Source organism: Microscilla marina ATCC 23134 (assembly GCF_000169175.1).
Lineage (GTDB): Bacteria > Bacteroidota > Bacteroidia > Cytophagales > Microscillaceae > Microscilla > Microscilla marina.
This window is the reverse complement of the sequence record NZ_AAWS01000025.1, coordinates 104,828-124,820: the sequence shown is the minus strand read 5'-3', so window position 1 is coordinate 124,820 and position 19,993 is coordinate 104,828. Positions and strand designations below refer to the sequence as shown.

The following is a 19,993-nucleotide window of genomic DNA, read 5'->3' as shown; positions in this document are numbered from 1 at the left end:
TGAAGGGTTTGCATCCATAAAACAAGCCAAAACGGGGTCACCTGGGGCAATACATGAAATAAAAAATTCAAGCCAGAGGGTTTGCATCCATAAAACAAGCTAAAACGCAAATGTAGGGGTCACCTTAAAAAATAAAAAATTCAAGCCAGAGGGTTTGGATCCATAAAACAAGCCAAAACGCAAACGTAGGGGGTACCCTTGTGGTCGCCCTAGACCACCAAAAATAAGGAAGAAAAATAATCAAAACGAGGCTTGATATAAATAGAAAACTCAAGCCAAACATGCCCAATTCATAAAACAACCCAAAATAAAGAAGAAAAATAATCAGAACGAGGCTTGATACACGATAGGGCGACCACAAGGGTAGCCCCTATCTTAACAAATAGAAAATTCAATCGCGCAGTTTCGCATCCATTAAACAAGCCAAAACGCAAACGTAGGGGTCACCTTAACAAATAGAAAATTCAAACCAGAGGGTTTGCATCCATAAAACAAGCTAAAACGCAAACGTAGGGGTCACCTTAACAAATACAAAAAATAAAAAATTCAAGCCAGAGGGTTTGCATCCATAAAACAAGCCAAAACGCAAACGTAGGGGCTACCCTTGTGGTCGCCCTAGACCACCAAAAATAAGGAAGAAAAATAATCAAAACGAGGCTTGATATAAATAGAAAATTCAAGCCAAACATGCCCAATTCATAAAACAACCCAAAATAAAGAAGAAAAATAATCAGAACGAGGCTTGATACACGATAGGGCGACCACAAGGGTAGCCCCTATCTTAACAAATAGAAAATTCAATCGCGCAGTTTCGCATCCATAAAATAATTCCTGCTATCAAAACACTTTATGTATATAAATCATCTTCTTTCCAATAAATAGGGTTTTCTATAATATAATCAGTGATTTTTTGGTAAGCTTGGTCGTTGCGAATGATATGCTCCCAATAGTTTCGTTGCCACACTTTTTTATCAAATGGCTGCCAACCTAACTCTTTCACTCCACGAATATAATTAACAGTCACAATGGATTTGAAACCAGCTATTACGTTGCCCAAGGTGGGCGATTTTTCATTTTTACTATCCATTTGTTCAGTGCTGCACATCTCGACAATGGCATGAAAGTGATTCGGCATCACCACATAAGCATGCAAGCGAATTTCTGGAAAACGTGTGGTCAAAGCTTTCCATTCTTCTTCTACCATTTTGCCAGCAGCATTTGGCATTAGCTCGCTATTTACTACTTCACCAAACAACTTCAATCTATGTTGGCAACAAAGCGTAATATAGTAAAGCGACTCTTGGGTATAATCATAGTCAGGCAAACGAATAGAACGCCTTTCATAAAATTTCTTACTATTATTTTCCATTCAAAATCAAGTTTTATTGACAATTCGCACGTTTTTACGTAAAACGGTGCTACAAAAGTTATACTTAGTAAAACGTAAAAAATAAAGTGATCCAAAAGAAAACAGTATTTGTGTACTGAGCAATGAAAAAAATCTTTGCGTAGCAAGAGCTACAGAACTATTTTTTGAAGAAGCACAGTGCTCAAAGACGAAGTTCTATGGATTAGGTTATTTTTGTAGTTTTACTTACCCAAAAGTATTCAAGTTGTTTTTTGTAAAGAGAAACTGAACCATGTCACAAACGTTGCAATAAAAAGGAACCCCTACATTGAGTTACCTCATTCTGTAAATGCCTTGATTACCCACTGCCCGACTTTATCGCCTACTTCCAATCCCACTTCATTATCGGTACGAAAATGCACCCCTCCTTCAAAACGGGATTCTGAACACTCTTTCGCAAGTCCATCAAAAAACGATTTATCTCTGGGAAACAGGAATGACAACACTTTGGCGATGGAGCCAGCAACGGTTGTATGTCCGGCAGGATAACCAGGGAAGTTGGGGGTGGCGATCAAAATAGGTTTGAAAGAAAGGTCGTACTGAAACGGTCGAATTCCCCAATAATGATATTTCCCATCCCAAGCGGCAATGATGGCATCGTAGCGTGCGGTATGAAAAATAGCATTCGCAAAAGCAGCTTCAAAGGGGTTCAGGTTGTATTCCAGAATCTTTCGTTCGATCAGTCGATCCCAGACCGGCTCGCTTTTCCACTTCCAGGCGATTTCACTGCTTTGATGTTTTGCATTAAATTCCCGAAGCTCTTCCATGTCAACAGACCAGTCCGTAGGAGGCGGTTTGGGTCTGAACTGATTGGGTTGATCAAGGGTAAGGGGCTTCCATTGCCTTTTCATAGGGTCCCAAGGGCTGGGATTGCCTGACCAGAGACTATCTAATTTTGGTACCCTCCCTTTCCAGCGACGGTCTGTGCGATCATCCTTGGCATATTCAATGTATTTCTTAGCTATTTTTTGTCCAATCTCCAGTCCCTTCTCAATGTCAGAGGGAAATTGCAGACCACTGGCAAGACGAGCAGATTTAAAGGCAGCGAGTTGGCTGTCGAGCAATTCTTTTTGCGCTGGAAAGTAATGTCCTATGACCCGGTGGGCGGCTCCCGCCACGGCGCTCCATTCGCAAATAAAAGCGGAGTAGTCAGATTTGGGTCCAAGTCTTTTGACCTTTGAGTCATACTGATAGGCCGCCTTCTGGAAATGAGCCTTTTTATGCTTCCAAACTTCCACCATAGCGTCATAGATTGCAAGATGCATAACGACCACCCGACCTCCATTTTTATGACCTTGATGGTTTTGGCTGGCTTGCATAAGCAATTGGTGCCAGCGGTAAGAGGGATAAGCCCCATTCCAATACCTTATGGCCCATAAGTTCTCTTTCTCCATTTGCCGCTGAATAACCGCTATTTCCGAAATTTCATCCTGAAGAAGTTTTTCATTGACTGGTGAAAAACGCTCCTGGAGTTTAAACTTGAAGGACTTAAGCGAGGAGGATGTCATTTGTCCATACCCTATGCCTGGTTTGAACAGCATAACTATCAAGCAGAACATGTATAGAAATAGTGTAGTGGAAATTTTAGGCGATAAATCCATTGGCAGTTTTTGATTTTTTATAAAATAAAATTAATACAAATAAGGCAACCAATCAAGCCCAAACGATTCTGGTCTTTGCATTCACTCAATGTCTGCCTCCTAATGATCCCAAGTATTCCAAAAAAGCCCGGCAAGTTTTTACTTGCTGATACACACAGGGACTTGTGCAATCACCCTTAACAACAACTGAGTAGATTCCCTTAAAAAACGAACCTTACGAAGGTCTTATATTAAGCTGTTATAGCCAATTCAAAATATTTGTAGAGCTAAAAAATAAATGTGGACAAGCCGAACACCATCTTACAAAGTAGGCATATTCTAAAAACAAATCTAAAATGTTTAGAAGATCAACATTCATTTTATTATCAGCATTTGCCGTTTTTGCTTGCAATCAGGTAAATGAAAAGGAAACCTCTGAAGCAGAGAACAACAAAAAACAAATTATAAAAGATAAATCAACTCAATGTATTACTTCAGCTGAAGTAGTGGCCGCTCAACAACAATGGGGCGCTGGAATAGTCAAAATTGGAAAAGTATTTAACGATGGTGGTGATTACAAACAAGCCGCCAAAGCGCATATCGAGAGCCTATACGGCTATGATTTAGGTATGGTGCTGTTTAAACCAACTTTAGCATCTGAGGATCAGTTTAGAGAGACGTTCGATGCAGCCTTGTCTTATTTTGTTGGCGGAAACGAAACCTATGCTGAGGACAAAGGATTTGCGATTGCACCTTATACGAAAGTTCGCTGGGAGAATAGTGGAATTTACGCTAATGTGTGTGACATGGCCATTGCCATGGGAAATTACTACTTTACGACAAAAAGTGGAAAGGAAATAAAAGTGGAGTATACTTTTGGGTATGTAAAAGATAAAAATGGGAAGCTAAGGATTGTAGCTCATAAATCAGCTTTGCCTTACAACCCAGGATAAAGTTTGGTCTCAATTAATATAAGGAATAGTACCAAAATAAATTTACATTTTTAACGTCATCTTTCGCTGACAGAATTCGTTAAAAAAACTTGACGTAGCGCTGCTATGACGCCGTCCCGCAGGGCTGGCTCAACATCCACTGGATATTGCCTCTCCTGCCAACAAAATATTTTGGCGTCACTATAGAACTTTATTTTTACACCATTCCTAAGAGAAAAAATAGCTATCACAAGGTAATACCTTTTTATCATCATATAACCACAAATGCAACAATGTTGCATTTGTGGTTATTAATGGTTAAAATTGTAACAGTTTTTCATTTGTATGAAAGCGAAGATTATAAAAAGAGTTACACAGCTAATGACCTTACAGGATGAGTGATAGTAGCAATATAGATGAGTATTATGATGTTATCATAGTTGGCGCAGGACCTGCGGGCATAGGAGTAAGTATTCTTTTGCAAAAGCTGGAAATAAATCATATCATATTAGAAAAGGCTTCGATTGGTGATTCATTTAGAAAATGGCCCAAAGAAACCCGATTTATATCTCCTTCATTCACGGGAAACTTTTTTAAGATGCCCGATTTGAATGCCATCACCCCGGGTACCTCTCCGGCATTCACATTATTGACTGAACACCCTACAGGAGAAGATTATGTCGAGTATCTTGAAAATCTTGCAAAGTATTATGATCTGCCAATTAAAACAGAGGTCTGTGTAGACGCTGTTCGGAAAAAGGGGGATTCCTTCGTATTAACTACCACTCATGGAGTGTACAAGAGTACCTATGCAATATGGGCAGCGGGTGAATATCAATACCCTAATAAGCAAGCCTTTGAAGGTGCTCATCTATGTACACATTACTCAGAAATTGATTCCTTTTCAGATTTGGACGGTGATGAACACATTGTGATAGGAGCCTATGAATCTGGTTTTGACGCCATGGTTAACTTAATTAGGGCAAGAAAGATAGTAACCCTCCTTGATGATTCTGACTATTTAAATCTGGTAAAAAGCGATTCGAGTTACTCCCTTGCTCCATTTACAAGAGACAGGGTAGAATATGTGACCGATCTTTTTGATTATTACACTGAAACCAAAGTGACCAGAGTAGAATTTGTAAATGCTACCTACATCGTTAAAACCGCCAATGGTCATACATTCACCTCTCCCCAAAAACCCATTAATTGCACAGGATTTGCCAGTAGCCTCACGCTTGTGCAAGAATCATTTGGGTTTAAAAACAACTACCCCCTATTGAATGAATTTGATGAGTCTACCAAGACAAAAAATCTATTTTTGGTAGGCCCACAAGTGAAACATGGAAACGCGTTATTTTGCTTTATTTATAAATACAGGCAAAGGTTTGCCATAGTAGCCGAAAAAATTGCAAAACGAATGAAAGTTCCTCCTAAAACAATAGAGAAGGCTCTTCAAGAATATAAGAACAATAACTTTTATTTGGATAATTTATCGTGTTGTGATGATGAGTGTGTATGTTAAAATGAAGAAACCCATGGAAATATTAAATTTGTTAGTGGGTTTCGAGCTAATTGTAGTGGGTTTATTGTATCTGACGAAGCTTGACATTACGTCTGCCGCAAGTTGGTCTATTTTTGGGTGCATGTATATTGTAATGGATAAATATTCAGTGCTTGAAAACATGTCAAAAAATCGTAAACTTATAGAAGCCATTAAATATGGTACAGCCTGGCTTGGGTTCCTGATTAGTACCGCGTTTCTGGGGTATGTGGCGTTTACACTTTAGACAATCATCTATTAGACAATCATCTAGTACTCCAGACACTAAATATGTAAAGCGGTACTTTGCACCTTTTGCCCTTTGGCTTCCCCTCTCGCGCATCTGCGATGCATGTATATATAATTACTAGCACTTGTAATGCGGCCACTACTTTTTGCTTGTTGTTTCTTGAACTTCAAAATCGTGTTACAAACAAAAAAGGTCACCTGAATACCAGGCGACCTTTTCGCTTTATTGATCTGTCTGTTACCCGTTTAAGTAACAAGTAGTTGCAATGACTATTGCTTCAAAAACTTTTTGGTGACTGTTTTTCCACCAGTGGTTATTCTGATAAAGTAAGTACCAGCCGGAAGGTCAGAAACATCTACACTATTTGTGTTGCTCTTGCCATTGGCAGTTTTTTCAGCAGTTTTCACTGTTCTTCCATACATAGAAAAGATTTGAATCCCGTCTACCTCTCCCTGAGCGTTGATGTTCAACACACCAGTAGCAGGTACAGGATATAATTTAATATCGTTGCTTTTATCTAAGGCGTAAGTCTCTAAACGAGTAGCACCTGCGCTCTTGCTTCTTGAACCAATACAGAAGTCAGTAGCATCGGTACTGTTAAACTCGCCACCACTTGCAATGGTTCCGCCAGTGTAAGCCAAAGTATAAGAACCAGTACCGTAAGCACAGCAAATACCATCGCCATAGCTATCTTTTAAAGTAAAAGTATAGTCACCAGCCGCCAAGCCAGCAATAGTTTCGTTTACAGTAGAACCATCAGGATTGGCAGAAGAATAGCTCTTAGAAGCCACTACAGTTCCACCAGCGTTGGTAACCTCCCAAGAAGTTTCTTGTGGGTAATTGTCAAAAGTAATGGTCAAAGTTAAGTTGCCAGAAGCACAGTTGCTCACGCTGCCAGTAGTTACACTTACATCGTCAATGGCAATGTCTGCCTGCCAGGTGCTACCAGTTACGCGATTAAACCTCAACTGAACGCTTCCACCTACATAAGCCGCCAAATCTACCGAAGCAGTATTCCATTGGTTGCCCTGGTTACCAGTTTGGTTCCAAATACTAGTCCAGGTAGTCCCGTTATCGTTGCTTGCTTCAAGGTTAAAGCTTCCCATATCAGTGGCGCCAAACATGTGGTACTTAAAAGTGAAAGTAGCCTGAGAAGCGGCACTTAAGTTAAAACAAGGTGAGTTTAAAATCGCTCTCTTGTTAGGGTAACCAGTTCCGTTTACCGAAGCCTCCACATATACATAAGAGTTACCCGCCGCCGCCGCAGAAGGTCCAGTACCCGTGGAAGGCGTACCATTGGCATCAATGGTCCAGTTTAAGTCATCGCCAGATGCTTGAGTCCAGTCACCCAAAGTGTTTTCAAAGCTTTCGCCATAAGGGAAAGAAGCAACTCCGTTAGCACAACCAGTAGGAGTAGAAGTAGTAGTTACATTTACCGTGTTGCTTGCGCCTGAAATATTACCCGCTGCATCTTTAGCTCTTACCGAGAAAGAATAAGCAGTATTAGGACTCAAACCAGTTACATTGTAGGAAGTTCCACTGGCAGAGCCAATCAGAGTAGCACCTCTGTAAACATCATAGCCAGACACCCCTACATTGTCAGTAGAAGCTGTCCAGTTTAAAGTAAGGTTGGTAGACGATACGCTGGAAGCAGTCAAGTTGGTAGGCGTGGAAGGAGCTTGAGTATCTGGCACAGGGGTACCAAAACGGAAAGCAACCACACGGCTTCTTCTTACTTGACTCGCAGAGCCCTTCATATATTCGCCAATATGCCAGAAGGTTAAATCATCGGTTGGATCCATAGTGATTTGCGCATAGTCACCATAACGTCCGTCTGAACGATTACTTCTGGCATCTCCATCAGAAGCAACACCTTCACCTTGAGTCATTACCCCTAAAGGATCACTAGCCAAACGACCAGTATAACGAATAGAAAGGTGCTTAGAGCTACTTACGATTGTGTAACCCATACCAATATTACCGTTTTTGTCCATTCCGATAGCACCACAAAAAGCACTGTGTCCATTAGGATCAACATAAGTACCTTCTTGGTAAATAGACCAGTTGCCACCCGCCGAAGGCTGACGAAGCTCATACCAACGGATACCCGCTTTGCCGTCGTTACCATTTACATCTACGACAAAGTTCATTACTACTGAGTTGTGCGTAGCAAAACGGCGATAGTTGGTCATAAACATCATAGTAGCCTGAATAGCGTCAATTTTACGGCCTCCACCTGGCTCAGTTAAGTTTTGGAAAGAACCACCGTTGAACACTCCATCAAAAGCCGTTGTGTTTAATTCTTGCGATAAGGTAATGCTAGAGTTAGAAGTGTTGTTCCAGTCTACAGTAGAAGTCCAAATTTTCAAGTGATCGTTAGATACACCAGACCAAGAGTCGTCTTGCATATAAACGATTTGGTGTTTTGCACTTGAAGGAGGCAAAGAAGTACCTGTAGCGTTGAATCCACCTGGGCTATAAAAACCGTTGTTTCTGATACCTGGCAACGGAAAGCCTATCAATTGAGAAGTAGCACCCGTTAACATCTTATCTCTTTCTACCACATACACCACCTCACTTGTAGAAGCAGAGTTTTGGTCTTTGTTAGCCGTGATGTAGTAACCATCGTGCCAGATAGACATTTTTTCGTAGTCAGGGAAAGATCCCGTGTTAAAACGGTAAGTGTGCCATCCATCGTTTACAGGGTCAGCACCTTTACAAACGGCAATTAAAATACCATTAGGAGTATTACTGAATTGCATAATGATAAAACGACCCGCAAAGTTATCATACATTACTACCGGGTCACCTAGTGTTTCGCCAGGGAAAATAGTACCCAAAGAAGCCTCGGCAACCAACACATTACCGCTACGGTCAAGAATACCAAAACCAGAGTTAAAAGCATACACGTAGTGGTTGGGTCCTATAGCACCTGTAGGGTCATTCAACACAGTGCCCTTGTGTGCGTCAAAGTTGGCTACTTGAGTAGCCGCAGTGGTTCTACTTTGAGCAGCCCTGCGGTGTGCTTCCAATTGCTTAGTTGCCAGTGGGTCACCTGTTCGGGGGAAGCCCTTGCCAGCTACATAAGTGTTTTTGCCTCGGCGTTTAGGAGGAGCCACATGCTCCATTCCGCTGGCAGCAATAATGTTATCCATGCTTGCCAAAGCAGGGATGTCTCTTACATAAGCACTAGTAGTGCGATAAGTAGCCTTAGCTGTAGGCTTTTGTTGTGCAAACGAGCTATAACACAGCGTTAACACAAAGATAAAGCTTAGTAAAAATTTACCTTTCATAAGTGTAATAAAAATTGGATTTATAAAATTGATTTGTGTAATTAATTTGCTCTGCTAAAAATCAAATAAGTGTAATATTTCGCCACTTTTTCAGTCATAAAGTGCTGCGCTATATTAGAAGGTTTAGGCGGGAGAAACAAAAAAAGCGAGGTTACAAAAAGTATACAAGGGGCTCTTTGGGCACAACCAGTAATCACTCACTGGGAATACATCAATATTTGATCATATTTTCAAAACACTATCAATCAAGTACTTATATATAAAAACCATTTAAAAAAAAGTATACAAAACGGCTTCTGGGATACAACAAGTTATTTTTCAATATTTTATTGTTTTTTCAAAAAACACGCACTTAAACAAAATTTTCAAAAAGCTTTAAATGATTTCACAAAATAAAAAATAATTAAACCCTCAAAAACAATACATAATCACAAGCGAAAAGCTTTTCCTGAAGACGGGTTGTTCCCACCCAAAAACTATTGATGAGTAAATCCTCAAACCTGAGCAAACAACCAATGTAATGAATCATCTCTTTTTTATCATTCCCCTGCCTTGTGAAAAAGCTGGGCTTGTTCAAAAACAAAAAAGTGGTGTAATTATTTAGTCAAAAAAACCGTAATTTTACCTGCCATATGATACCTTATGGTAAAGCGTACATCATTGTATTTTTGATAAGTTTTAAAAGATCCAGTATTATGAATCAAGCCATCAAGACTGCCATTGACAAAGTAAGAGGCAATGACTTTGTCAGTTACTTCGAGATTATGGAACAAATAGTGCCTACCAGTAAAAGGGCCATGTTTAGTCAATTGCGCAGTAAATTTAATTCTGACCGAACTTCGGTACATTTCGATCAACAGTTGATTGTGTTTGCCAGAGAAGTAGAAAAACTGGTGGCAGATGAGGACTCAGTTCCTGCCCAGTCTGGTTCTTCTGATAAAGTGGCGATTGATGCCGTAAAGTTAAAAAAACTAATTGCGCAGGGGCAGTTACAAGTGGTAATCAATGAACTCACTGATGCATTGGGCACACCTCAGACTAAAGATTTATTTAATCGTGTGGTGGTGATTAGTGCTAACCTGAACAGCCTCAACTCTTTGACCATGACACACGACGAAATAAGCCGTAAGCAAAGTCAGTTAACTATGGAAGTACTGAACATCATCAACGAAATTGAATAATCTATCTATGGGTAACTTTGTGAAGGTTACCCTCCTTTGCCTGTTTCTATGTATACCCAATTTATTAGCACTCAATGATACCACATTTTATAAAAACACTACATAGTAAAATTTTAATTACTATTACCTATTTTTAAGTAGTTATACCCCCTATTTGTCATTTTTTACTATTTACTTTTCATATTTTATGAGGTGAAAAGTTTTTTTTATCCATAACAAATAATTATGTTAAATAAGTAATCCACAAAAAACTGCCTGTTCAAAAAGAACTTACATACCAAGCCTGAGGTATTAAACCCAAAACACAGGTTTATGCCAAACATGTGTTAAATTAAAAGAGAATTCACTAAAACATCCAAGGCAATATGACTGACTATCACCATATTTTAATTATAGATGATGACAAGACTTTTATCAAAGTCAATCACAAAATTTTTAGCACGATTACAGGGTGTAATAATGTAAATTTTAAAATGAGCGGAACTACTGCGCTGGAGTTTTTGGCTGAAATGGACAAAGCGGCTCAATTTCCCGACCTTATTACCCTTGACTGGCGTATGTCGCTGGGCAATGGCGCAGATTTTTTGAAAGCTTATGAGCAAAAATATTATGCAAACCACCCCAACACCAAAATACTCATCATCACAGAAGCATCTCAAGAGGTAGCCCCTTCGCACCAATCACTCGATTTTGTATCAGGAGTATTGGCAAAACCACTCAGGGCTAACCAACTTAAAGAAGTATTATAAAGAAAAAACCAGGTATCTTTCACCTGGTTTTATGCAATACACCCATCAAAAATCGGAAGGCTCTATGCTAATAGCATAGTCATCCACCAATACCTCCATCATTTCCCATCCATCTACATTGGCGTCATCGCAAGCCCACAGTATTTTTATTTGACTACTTTTTTCCACCGCTTCAAGCAATCGCATTAATATTTGCCACCCTCCTATATTATCCTGGTAGTAATACCACACCTTGACCCGGGTTTCGGGCAATGGGTTCAAGGCATACATACCCAACCAACGCTCAAATATAGCCCACTCCATAGCCGAAATCACTCGATTGCCCCAATAACCAATTTGAATGGCAAACTCTTGTTTGTAAATATCAAATTTTAAAAAGCACTGGTCACCTTCCTCATCATAAATAAAAAAGTTTTGATACGGCTTGACACAAGGTAACTTGGCAACTACTTCGGGAATATCTGAGTAAGCATCGTATACATACACACTTTTGAGTTGGGGACATTGCCTGATGACTTCGGGGGTGAGTAAAAATGATTGGGCACGGGTAAGCGACAAATACCGGAGTTGTGGCATATTGACCAACCACGAAATATCTTGTATTTGGGTGCCATGCAAAAATAATGATTTTAGGTGCTGGAGTTGCGACAAAGGCGTAGGCAAGGTAGTAAGTCTGGTGTGGGTAAGATCTAGAGTTTGTAGCAAGGGTAAATCGGTAATACTGTCGGGTAGAGCATCAATAGGGTTAAATGAAAAGTATAAATGGCGTAGATACGCAACAGGTGATAATTCGGAAGGAAAAGCTTGTACATCGCATCCTGACAGCGACAAACTATTGCCCCGAAAGGGTAAAAACCTAAAAGCTCCCTGCTCAAAATACAAACCCATTGTTTTGTTCAAATCAGTTGCTTTCAATAAACGATGTAATGTGATGTAGGCGGGTTGTTCTATGCTTCGCAGCAGCTGAAAAGCCAAGTCAATGTTTACCTTGTCTCTGGTCTTTAGTAATTGCTTTATTTTGAGTAGGTAGTTGCCTTCTTCGGAGTTGCCATCCGATGAATAAAAAAAGTTGCGCCAATGAGTCATAGATCAGCAAAAATAGCGTAAGGTGTTGTATAAAAAGTCACTTTTGCCCGCAATGGAAAACTGTTCAGGCTTTCTTATTACATTTGCTTGCATTTATCAACACCCAATAATGCCGCCAGACTCGTCTAATTTTACCTGAAAAAGCAAAATAATGATACTTGCAGCAAGCACTATTACTTGTCTTGCACAACAGATGGCATTGCTTTAAGCACTTGTTGAACAAGTATGACAAACGCTTTAAATTGCTATTGTTAGGGTTGTTGTTATTGGGTGGTTGCAAGTAATGACAATACCCACCACCCTGACCATACCTTTATACAAAAGAATGGGATAGAAACAGAACTGTTTTTTGTTATAAACACGCTTGTGGAGACACTAAGGGATGGTGTAAAAATAAAGTTCTATAGTAACGCCAAAATATTTTGTTGGCAGTAGAGGCAATATCCAGTGGATGTTGAGCCAGCCCTGCGGGACGGCGGCATAGCAGCGCTACGGCAAGTTTTTTTAACGAATTCTGTCAGCGAAAGATGACGTTAAAAATGTAAATTTATTTTGGTACTATTCCTAAGGGGAGCTTTTAAAAAAAATACAGGGCTTTCTACTTTTGACATTGTGCAGAAAACCCTGATTAACATACAGGAAGTTGACTTATAATATTGTTACAGAAACTTGCTATGGTTTGAAATTTATCTCATTATCCATTCAATGAACAAAAAGATTATTTTACCCAACGCTCCGCAGCATTAGGTTCGCTGTTGTTGGTATTTGCGTGAGTAGCTACCTTAGCCGCAGGAGTAGTAGTTTTGATGGCTAGTTCTTTGATTACCTGGTTTCCGCTGTGGTCGTTGGCAATTATACTTATTACATTGTATTTTTGGGTAAGGCGAATGCGTGTCTGAAAACTACCATAAGCATCTACATTTACTCTTTTACCATCTACAATAACCGATGCTACACCCGATACTTTGTCTTCTACCTTGCCTGTAAGCAAAAACTCATTCTTGTCGCATTTTACCAATATTCTTAAGGTATGATTAAAAACCTCTAACTTGGGCTTATGAAGGTTTAGAACAACTCTGGGGGCTTTTTTGTCAGTGCTGTTTGCTTTATTTTTGGTTACCAGACTCAATTCAGGGGTAGACTTGCTACTTGCTTTTAGCAGTTGTTTGTCTGGTGAAGCTACCTGAGCCTGTGCTGTATTTAGAAAAGCTACTGAGGCAAGTATTACAATAAAGGGGCGAAGTTTTGCAAAAATATTCTTCATTTTTTATAGATATTTAAAATAAGTATGGAATAGGGGGTTAGTTTTGTTGGGTCAATTGCCTTTAGTCGTACTATCAGGCAAAATTGTAGTGTACAAGCATATCGAATATGCTCAAAACAATATATTTTTGAAAATGTTGTTTTAAAAAAATTAAGTAAGCAAATTTACCATCATTTAAAGGGCAACAGGCATATAGCTACTGCCGAAAAAGATGGCTTACCCTGAGGGAACCTGGGGTGGAGAATACTCGCTGGCAATTACCAGAAAGGGGGTAACAGATAAAGAAGCGTAAACAGTGTTTGTGGGTGTGGGAATATTAATCATTATAATTCGTATTAAGATATTTAAAAATAAGCTTTGTAATCTGGAAATAATTGAGGTCAATGGAAGTAGTATTATTTTGATACTACAATTAATCAGTCTTTGTGCTACAAAGGTATAAAACAAGCAGACTAAGTGGAAGTGTTTTTAGTCGAAACAGTATGAAATACTTATTTGAGTAAGTTTTTTCAATACAAAATTATGAAAAACAGGTTCACCCACGAATCAGGTTTCTAATAAAATCATCTTATTTAATAAAAATCAGAATATAACTTATATAGTATAGCGTGCTGGCATATAGCCAGCCAGTTTGTAATTATTAAAAGTAGTCAAATGTTTTTATCATTAATTTCAGAGGCTTATACAATCATTCTCAAAGAACTCAATCTGTGGTTCGAGGTATTTGTAAAATTTTTACCCAATTTTTTACTTGCTCTTCTGGTAATGTTTGTTTTTCATCAGATTGCCAAGTTTGCAAAAAGAATAAGCCTTCGGATATTCGCTAAATTTTCTGACAGTTCTACCATCAATAGTGTACTGGTACAGCTGCTATTTATCACTATTGAGCTTGTGGGGATATTTGTTGCTTTAAATGTGCTAGACCTCAGCAAGGCGGTTACCTCATTGTTGGCGGGTGCCGGAGTAGTAGGCTTGGCGCTCAGTTTTGCGTTTCAAGACCTTGCCACCAACTTTATTTCGGGTTTCTTCATTGTTACCCAAAAACCATTTGTATTAGGCGACCTGATCAAAACCAATGATTATCAAGGACATGTAAAAGAAATAAACCTGCGTACTGTCATGATTGAAGATCTTGATGGTCAAGATATCATTCTGCCTTCTAAGATGATCATTCAAAACCCACTGACTAACTATAGCCTGGTACGAAAGAGAAGGGTTAACCTCACCATAGGGGTAGATTATGGGTCAGACCTGGGCAAAGTAAAGGAGGTAACAGTAAAGACTATCAAACAGTTATCGGTAGTAGATACCAGCAAAGGCGGAATCATTATAGATTTTAATGAGTTTGGAGGCAGTTCTATTACTTTTACGCTCCGTTTTTGGATCGGAAGAAGCGAAGAGAGTGATCATAACAATGCCATTGCTCAAGCGATTATGGCCATTACAGAGGCATACCGCAAAAGCGATATCAATATTCCGTTCCCAATAAGAACCTTGCACATGAAACCCAAACAGAGCGATGAAAAAAACAATTAGTTCATCATTTCCCGAACTTTTTTTTCCTAAGTTTGTACGGATTAACTCAGATTAAAAAACAAACAGGCACTCAATATTTGACACTGAATGGAGACCCAAATATTTTCTAACTACCTATTACCCATTACGCTTGCCCTCATTATGTTAGGCATGGGGCTTTCGCTGACCATGCGCGATTTCAGAAATATATTTTTGCAACCCAAAGCGGTTATACTGGGCTTGTTAAGTCAAATGATCATTCTTCCCCTGTTTGCCATGTTGGTGGCTCAACTATCGGGTTTGTCTGACGAACTTAAGGTAGGCTTGGTGTTGATAGCTGCCTGTCCGGGTGGTGCCGTATCTAACTTAATTACTCACTTGCTCAAAGGCAATGTGGCTTTGTCGGTGTCTATGACCACGGTAAACAGTTTTATTACTATTTTTACTATTCCAGCCATTGTAGGAATTGCCCTACACTATTTCATTGGCGACAGCAAAGAGATTGCGTTAGACTTTTGGGGTACGCTTATCAGGGTATTGCTCATTACTGTATTGCCTTGTGTAGTAGGGGTTATTATTCACCAACAGCATAAGTTGTTTGCCGAAAGTCTGGAAAAACCACTGAGAGTGATTATGCCTATTTCGCTGGCACTTATGATGATTGGTTCTATTTTTTTAGAAAAGAAAGAAAACGCCGTTCCCATTACATTTCATGAATACCTTACCGTGATCATCCCTTGTCTTATACTTAACCTGGGCGGCATGTTCATTGGTTACTATATCGCCAAGGCTTTTGGGTTGATCAAGAAAAACCAAATCACTATAGCAGTAGAAGTAGGACTGCAAAATACCGGACTAGCGATTTTTGTTGCCACCTCTTTATTAGAAAACCAACGCATGGCAATTCCATCGGCAGTATATGCCTTATTTACCTTTTTCTCAGCGGCTATTTTTGGTTTTTTGGTTAACAAAGAAGAAATTATGAAAAAACCTCCCCGAAAACCCCAGGCAGCCAATTAATCAAGTACCGCAATAAGCAACCAATCGATGTTACAACCAATCCAAGATACACTTTTTGACACCCATCAGGTCAAAGTATATGTGTACCGTCTTGACCTTATTCACCCACAGGTATCGGGCAACAAAGGTTACAAACTTAAGTATAACCTACTGGCAGCCAAGCAACAACAAAAAAACACCTTGCTTACTTTTGGGGGCGCTTATTCTAACCATATTTACGCCACGGCTGCTGCCGGAAAAGAGGCTGGTCTTCGGACTATAGGCGTAATAAGAGGAGAAGAGCACTTACCTTTAAACCCTACGCTCCAATTTGCCACTACAGCTGGCATGCACTTGCATTATATGGACAGAAGTACCTATCGAAATAAAAAATCGGAGGAAGTAATTGCTCAATTACGTCAAACGTTTGGGGATTTTTATTTGGTGCCCGAAGGAGGTTCCAATGCACTCGCGGTGAAGGGATGTACCGAGATATTGCCAGAGATTAATATTGATTTTGATGTAGTGGCTACAGCTTGTGGCACGGGGGGCACGCTTGCGGGCTTGGTAGCACACCTTGACGCCAGAAAACAAGTACTGGGATTTCCGGCACTTAAGGGTGGCGAGTTTTTGTACCAAGACATTGCCCAGTTGTTGGATGTCTACTACGCCCACGAACACCTGCCAGATACAAGGCAGTCCTATGCCCTGATAACTGACTATCACTTTGGCGGCTACGCCAAAAAAAAGCCTGCCCTGGAGCAGTTCATTGCCGAGTTTCAACAAAAGCACCGTATACCCATAGAATGGATTTATACTGGTAAAATGTTTTATGGCTTATACGATTTGATCGGCAAAGGTTATTTTGACTCAGGCACTACTATAGTGGCTTTGCATACGGGGGGATTGAGGTAAAACAAGTATTTTTGAAATAAATCGGGACTGTCTCATAAGGTATAGACAGCTCCACACTAACAATTCTCAGACAAACCGCTTACTTTCCCCACAAATATTCATCATCTGTAGGCTCACATAAAACTATGTCAGCATACTTCTTCATTTTGCGAGCAATCCCTCTTTCGGTGGTTTTAAATATGCTTAAATCTCCCGCTTCTCCAATATAAGAATAAAGGCGTTTTTTACCCCCTACTATACTGTTTGCTTCTGCTTTGGTTAAAGCCTGACTTTTGAAATTTGCTAACTTCTTCATAAGATTACTTTGATTTTTTAAAGCTTGTTTAAAATTAGCCAACAAGCTGAGCTTAATAGGCACTTTAAACAAACTCTTACAAATTTTGATGTCACAAAGGAAGGGATAAAACCAAAGAACAACTTGGACATATAGGTCAAAAAGTTGTTTATATGCATAAAAACAAAGCATTTTCACCTCTGAGGTTTACAAAAAAGGCTACACCACCAGTGGTCACTCCCCTACCCTCACTTCGCTCAAGTGCAACTCATATTTACCATAGCGCACTCCTCCTACTCCATAAAAAGCCACCGAAATACTTTTGCCTACGTAGTTTTTTAAAGGTATTTTACGCATCACAGGAGCAGTTGCTTTGATGTTTTGATGATTGTAAGCTGCAATGGTTTGGTAGGTTTTACCTCCATCAAGCGACACCCTCACCTCTAGCACATCATCGGTATCCATTGCCCGGTATTTGCCGGCATTGGGAGCGGTAGCAAAGGCTTTAAAGTAGAGCGTATCGGCAAGGCTACGTACCTTAAACACAGGACTTTTGACATAAGCATTGCGGTTGTTGGCCTGGAGCAAAAACACCAACGAACGAATGCCATAACGACGCTGTTGACGCAAGCTACTCAAGGCGGTACCCTTGCTTATCCAACCCAGGCGTTGGGCACCAGGCGGGTGTACCTGGTCAAGCTTCATTTGGCAGGGCAACGGTACTTTATTCACTACTACTTGTGATAGAATGGTGTCGTTTGCCAAAAAGTTGTCAACTGATGCTACATAAGCCCTGAGCTGGTAGGCACCCCCTTGCTTGATAGCAGGAATAAAAAAACTAATGGTGGTGTCTCTAAAAAAACCCAGCTTTCCTTTTTTAATCTCGATAGGTTGGATAGCAATTGCGGAAGATCCTACACTTTTGAGGTAAATTTTGAGCGGATGTTGGGCAAAATCAGCTTCTCTGATACGGATATTTTGCAGGGTCAAATCAATGTTATTATAATCGGCTTTAAGGTCTTGCCCGATGTCGGTTTTGAGTTTGGTCAGGCGCAGGTCAAAGTTGTTATTAAAAGTAAACATTGGGCGCAAGCCATCCATTTCGGTCAGTTGATCACTCATTTGGTCTGTGTTTCCCCGCACATAATAATGATACGCTTTTTGACGCTCGCCTTTGTTATGAAACACCTGAAAGTCAGCCCCATTGGCAGTAGGTTTGGTTTGTATATATTCTACCGCCATCAATAGGTTTTTGCCTTCAGTAGGGTCAAACCTAAAAGTATGATCTAAATGAAAATCAATGAGCGCATTGGGGTGTTTGGTATAAGGCAAAAAGTTGGTGTTCAAACTTTTAGCAGGATCTTGGTCGTACACCAAGGTCATATTTTCTATTGCGTTGCCCCAATCACGGTGTGCTTCGTTCAAGACCGAGTCGGGCACATTTTTCAAGTATATTTTTAACCTGCTTGCCCCAGCTACCACAATTGCCCGGTTCAGTTTTTTGTGCAAGGCAATTTCCAGGTTATAAATTTTTCCATCCACAAAAAAACGGTGAGGAATCATTTTCTGATCATACAAAAACAAGCTCCGGTTATAAGTATTTGGGCGGGCTGAAATATCCAATAACACCTTTTTTTGATAGTACTTATAGGTATTGGCTTGCGCCGACTTTCTTAATACTTGCTGCTTGCCCCTTGGCTTGTCTAAAGCAGGTTGGTTCAATGGCTTATTGCCTTGAGCCTGAGGACCCTTATTCAACCACACCGCCAGTTCGTCTATGCCCCGCACAATGGCCAATACATCTTGCCAGCCATCGCCGTTGAGGTCGGCTATAGCATACCCAAACTTTTTAGCGTCCACCTTGCCCAACATAGGCAAATAGTGGGGTTGATAAAACTGCCCCGCTTGATTGCGCAAAGCAAAAAATAGTTGGTCAAAGCCTTTTTTACGGAGCTGCACGCCCAATACATCTGCTGTACCGTCGTGGTTGAGGTCAGCCACGGCAAACCGCTCATTCTGTTGTTTGATAGGTACCGAAAGCTTGCTTTGCTGCACTACCCGTTTAAAATTTCCCAAAGAGTCGGCGGCAAGTACTTTTAGCTGCTGCCGGGTAGCTACATAAGCTTGAGTGCTGCCTTCAGCGCTTGTTTTGCACAATACTGGATAAGGCATTTTAAACGGACTACGCCTCCAGGTCGCTTTGAACTGTCCAGCACTGGTTTGCAAAAAGCTCACTTGAGCAAGCTTGTCAGTAACCAAAAAATCGGGCAAACCGTCATTGTTTAAGTCTGCCTGTAATACCTGATAATAAGTAGAGATATTGCCCACTGTAGATTGTATTTTTTTAGGAAGTTCAAAGCTCCCATCTCCTTTGCCTTTGAACAAATGCAACGCCAACGGTTCAAGAGCACCCGACGAAAAAGAGGCGATGTCTATATTCCCATCCTGGTCATAATCCAGGAAAAAAGTTTCCCCTCCGTGGCTACCTGTAGCAAAAAACTGGGGTGGTTCGAAAGCAAATTTGACTGAAACCTGAGGCACTTTCCCTTTGTAAAGCCAAAAACCATTTTTCCAGAAATGATGCACCACCATATCAGGGCGACCATCTTGGTTGAGGTCTGCCACATCGCTTATAAAAGCAAACTGATCGGGCTTTTCAAAAATAATTTCTTTACCAAAAATACCTTTGCCCTGATTCATAAATACAGAAGCTTTGGCAAGTTTGGGTCCCTGGCTCGACTGGTGCTGATGTAGCTGGGCGTCTAGTATTACATCCAAGTCACCATCGCCATCCAGGTCTTTGGTCAAGATGCGATTGGGGCAGTTTGCCTGCGGAATGTTGGCAATGGGTGAGCAAATATTGAAGGGGTAGTATTGAGGTGGAGCAAAACCTTGCCAAGCAATGCTTTGGCTAAACCCTGCCAGGCTCCAGAAAATAACAATTATAAAGATTGTGCCTAATGTTTTCATAAAGAACCTTTTACCAGCAACAAGTTGCTTTAAC

Annotated in this window: 15 protein-coding genes; 8 read left to right on the top strand and 7 right to left on the bottom strand. The window is 40.3% G+C overall.

What is annotated here, in order from left to right; genetic code table 11:
• Nucleotides 1–847: 847 nt before the first annotated feature.
• Both M23134_RS21845 and M23134_RS21840 read right to left on the bottom strand, forming a co-directional pair.
• Nucleotides 848–1,369, bottom strand: coding sequence for a transposase (locus tag M23134_RS21845; RefSeq protein WP_002700005.1), 522 nt, complete (start codon nucleotides 1,367–1,369; stop codon nucleotides 848–850).
• Nucleotides 1,370–1,686: 317 nt separating this feature from the next.
• Nucleotides 1,687–3,009 (bottom strand): vanadium-dependent haloperoxidase, encoded by a 1,323-nt coding sequence (locus M23134_RS21840; RefSeq protein ID WP_198145071.1) that lies wholly within the window; start codon nucleotides 3,007–3,009, stop codon nucleotides 1,687–1,689.
• A 335-nt stretch (nucleotides 3,010–3,344) separates the two neighbouring features.
• Here M23134_RS21840 and M23134_RS21835 point away from each other — a divergent pair, with 335 nt between their 5' ends.
• The 3 genes from M23134_RS21835 (at nucleotide 3,345) to M23134_RS21820 (ending at nucleotide 5,710) form a co-directional block, all read left to right on the top strand.
• Nucleotides 3,345–3,941 carry a hypothetical protein gene (locus tag M23134_RS21835; RefSeq protein ID WP_002700003.1) on the top strand — a complete coding sequence of 199 codons (597 nt, stop codon included), beginning with the start codon at nucleotides 3,345–3,347 and terminating at the stop codon, nucleotides 3,939–3,941.
• A 373-nt stretch (nucleotides 3,942–4,314) separates the two neighbouring features.
• Entirely contained in the window at nucleotides 4,315–5,445 is a 1,131-nt protein-coding gene (locus M23134_RS21825) for an NAD(P)/FAD-dependent oxidoreductase (RefSeq protein WP_002700001.1), read from the top strand.
• Between the two features lie 13 nt (nucleotides 5,446–5,458).
• Nucleotides 5,459–5,710, top strand: coding sequence for a hypothetical protein (locus M23134_RS21820; RefSeq protein ID WP_157558583.1), 252 nt, complete (start codon nucleotides 5,459–5,461; stop codon nucleotides 5,708–5,710).
• Nucleotides 5,711–5,982: 272 nt separating this feature from the next.
• On the opposite strand, the gene M23134_RS21815 is transcribed toward M23134_RS21820, so the two are convergent.
• The gene (locus M23134_RS21815; protein ID WP_002699999.1) at nucleotides 5,983–9,006 is read right to left on the bottom strand and encodes a T9SS-dependent choice-of-anchor J family protein; all 3,024 of its coding nucleotides are present in this window, start codon (nucleotides 9,004–9,006) and stop codon (nucleotides 5,983–5,985) included.
• Nucleotides 9,007–9,701: 695 nt separating this feature from the next.
• Between M23134_RS21815 and M23134_RS21810 the strand changes: the two genes are divergently transcribed.
• Both M23134_RS21810 and M23134_RS21805 read left to right on the top strand, forming a co-directional pair.
• On the top strand, nucleotides 9,702–10,187 hold the full coding sequence (locus M23134_RS21810; protein WP_157558582.1) for a hypothetical protein: 486 nt from the start codon (nucleotides 9,702–9,704) through the stop codon (nucleotides 10,185–10,187).
• Nucleotides 10,188–10,552: 365 nt separating this feature from the next.
• The gene (locus M23134_RS21805; protein WP_002699996.1) at nucleotides 10,553–10,936 is read left to right on the top strand and encodes a response regulator; all 384 of its coding nucleotides are present in this window, start codon (nucleotides 10,553–10,555) and stop codon (nucleotides 10,934–10,936) included.
• A gap of 45 nt (nucleotides 10,937–10,981) precedes the next feature.
• Here M23134_RS21805 and M23134_RS21800 read toward each other — a convergent pair whose 3' ends face one another.
• Together M23134_RS21800 and M23134_RS21795 are read right to left on the bottom strand one after the other, a co-directional pair.
• The gene (locus M23134_RS21800) at nucleotides 10,982–12,022 is read right to left on the bottom strand and encodes a leucine-rich repeat domain-containing protein (RefSeq protein ID WP_002699995.1); all 1,041 of its coding nucleotides are present in this window, start codon (nucleotides 12,020–12,022) and stop codon (nucleotides 10,982–10,984) included.
• A gap of 718 nt (nucleotides 12,023–12,740) precedes the next feature.
• Nucleotides 12,741–13,286: a hypothetical protein gene (locus tag M23134_RS21795; protein WP_002699991.1), complete on the bottom strand. Its 546-nt coding sequence runs from the start codon at nucleotides 13,284–13,286 to the stop codon at nucleotides 12,741–12,743.
• A gap of 654 nt (nucleotides 13,287–13,940) precedes the next feature.
• Between M23134_RS21795 and M23134_RS21790 the strand changes: the two genes are divergently transcribed.
• The 3 genes from M23134_RS21790 (at nucleotide 13,941) to M23134_RS21780 (ending at nucleotide 16,715) form a co-directional block, all read left to right on the top strand.
• On the top strand, nucleotides 13,941–14,822 hold the full coding sequence (locus M23134_RS21790; RefSeq protein WP_002699989.1) for a mechanosensitive ion channel family protein: 882 nt from the start codon (nucleotides 13,941–13,943) through the stop codon (nucleotides 14,820–14,822).
• Between the two features lie 87 nt (nucleotides 14,823–14,909).
• A complete protein-coding gene (locus tag M23134_RS21785) occupies nucleotides 14,910–15,821 on the top strand; it encodes a bile acid:sodium symporter family protein (protein WP_002699987.1) in 912 nt (303 codons plus the stop codon).
• A gap of 27 nt (nucleotides 15,822–15,848) precedes the next feature.
• On the top strand, nucleotides 15,849–16,715 hold the full coding sequence (locus tag M23134_RS21780; protein WP_002699985.1) for a 1-aminocyclopropane-1-carboxylate deaminase/D-cysteine desulfhydrase: 867 nt from the start codon (nucleotides 15,849–15,851) through the stop codon (nucleotides 16,713–16,715).
• Nucleotides 16,716–16,794: 79 nt separating this feature from the next.
• Here M23134_RS21780 and M23134_RS21775 read toward each other — a convergent pair whose 3' ends face one another.
• Both M23134_RS21775 and M23134_RS21770 read right to left on the bottom strand, forming a co-directional pair.
• Entirely contained in the window at nucleotides 16,795–17,181 is a 387-nt protein-coding gene (locus tag M23134_RS21775; protein WP_045114071.1) for a hypothetical protein, read from the bottom strand.
• A gap of 42 nt (nucleotides 17,182–17,223) precedes the next feature.
• The gene (locus tag M23134_RS21770; protein ID WP_002699981.1) at nucleotides 17,224–19,959 is read right to left on the bottom strand and encodes an FG-GAP repeat domain-containing protein; all 2,736 of its coding nucleotides are present in this window, start codon (nucleotides 19,957–19,959) and stop codon (nucleotides 17,224–17,226) included.
• Nucleotides 19,960–19,993: the final 34 nt, after the last annotated feature.

Coding starts and splice junctions, on each gene's coding strand:
- M23134_RS21790 (WP_002699989.1), top strand. CDS start 13,941: ATGTTTTTATCATTAATTTCAGAGGCTTATACAATCATTCTCAAAGAA.
- M23134_RS21815 (WP_002699999.1), bottom strand. CDS start 9,006: ATGAAAGGTAAATTTTTACTAAGCTTTATCTTTGTGTTAACGCTGTGT.
- M23134_RS21820 (WP_157558583.1), top strand. CDS start 5,459: ATGGAAATATTAAATTTGTTAGTGGGTTTCGAGCTAATTGTAGTGGGT.
- M23134_RS21825 (WP_002700001.1), top strand. CDS start 4,315: ATGAGTGATAGTAGCAATATAGATGAGTATTATGATGTTATCATAGTT.
- M23134_RS21770 (WP_002699981.1), bottom strand. CDS start 19,959: ATGAAAACATTAGGCACAATCTTTATAATTGTTATTTTCTGGAGCCTG.
- M23134_RS21775 (WP_045114071.1), bottom strand. CDS start 17,181: ATGCTTTGTTTTTATGCATATAAACAACTTTTTGACCTATATGTCCAA.
- M23134_RS21840 (WP_198145071.1), bottom strand. CDS start 3,009: ATGGATTTATCGCCTAAAATTTCCACTACACTATTTCTATACATGTTC.
- M23134_RS21805 (WP_002699996.1), top strand. CDS start 10,553: ATGACTGACTATCACCATATTTTAATTATAGATGATGACAAGACTTTT.
- M23134_RS21785 (WP_002699987.1), top strand. CDS start 14,910: ATGGAGACCCAAATATTTTCTAACTACCTATTACCCATTACGCTTGCC.
- M23134_RS21800 (WP_002699995.1), bottom strand. CDS start 12,022: ATGACTCATTGGCGCAACTTTTTTTATTCATCGGATGGCAACTCCGAA.
- M23134_RS21780 (WP_002699985.1), top strand. CDS start 15,849: ATGTTACAACCAATCCAAGATACACTTTTTGACACCCATCAGGTCAAA.
- M23134_RS21835 (WP_002700003.1), top strand. CDS start 3,345: ATGTTTAGAAGATCAACATTCATTTTATTATCAGCATTTGCCGTTTTT.
- M23134_RS21810 (WP_157558582.1), top strand. CDS start 9,702: ATGAATCAAGCCATCAAGACTGCCATTGACAAAGTAAGAGGCAATGAC.
- M23134_RS21845 (WP_002700005.1), bottom strand. CDS start 1,369: ATGGAAAATAATAGTAAGAAATTTTATGAAAGGCGTTCTATTCGTTTG.
- M23134_RS21795 (WP_002699991.1), bottom strand. CDS start 13,286: ATGAAGAATATTTTTGCAAAACTTCGCCCCTTTATTGTAATACTTGCC.